Here is a 677-nt window from a genome sequence, read left to right on the forward strand (position 1 = left end):
TTCCACCTCGGTTGCCGATTTACCTTTCAGCTCCGCCACAAAGGTATTGGAACGGATGATGTCCAGCGTGGTAACGCCGAACAGTTTGTTTTTATCGTACACGCCGGCTTTTTTCAGTACTTCGGCGGCGATAGCCACGGTGGTATTCACCGGGTTGGTGATAATGCCGATGCAGGCCTGCGGGCAGGTTTTGGCAATCTGCTGCACGAGGTTCTTCACGATACCCGCATTCACATTAAACAGGTCGGAACGATCCATGCCGGGCTTACGCGCCACGCCCGCGGAGATCAGCACTACATCCGCGCCTTCCAGCGCCGGAGTAGCGTCTTCACCGGAAAATCCTTTAATTTTTACATCTGTGGGGATATGACTTAGATCTACCGCCACGCCCGGCGTAACCGGAGCGATGTCGTACAACGAGAGCTCTGAACCTGAAGGCAGTTGGGTCTTAAGTAGTAGGGCAAGCGCCTGGCCGATACCACCGGCAGCGCCAAGGACTGCAACTTTCATCCTAAACTCCTTATTATGGTTAATTTAGTCTTTCGTTATTCCGTCGCCTGGACCTTAATTCACAAGATGAACAATTACAATGATTATGGCTGAAGAATGCATTATTGTGCGTAGCAATAGAACAGCGGCGCACTTTATGCTTCCTGACTGACCATCCAGCAAAGCGA

At 51.4% G+C, this 677-nt stretch carries 1 protein-coding gene; it reads right to left on the bottom strand.

The genetic code is table 11. The features are described 5' to 3' along the window. A partial coding sequence (locus H9Y04_RS49240; protein ID WP_187820184.1) for a lactate/malate family dehydrogenase occupies positions 1–510 on the bottom strand: 510 nt, incomplete at its 3' end. Positions 511–677: the final 167 nt, after the last annotated feature.

Source organism: Streptomyces polyasparticus (assembly GCF_014493765.1).
Taxonomy (GTDB): domain Bacteria; phylum Actinomycetota; class Actinomycetes; order Streptomycetales; family Streptomycetaceae; genus Streptomyces; species Streptomyces polyasparticus.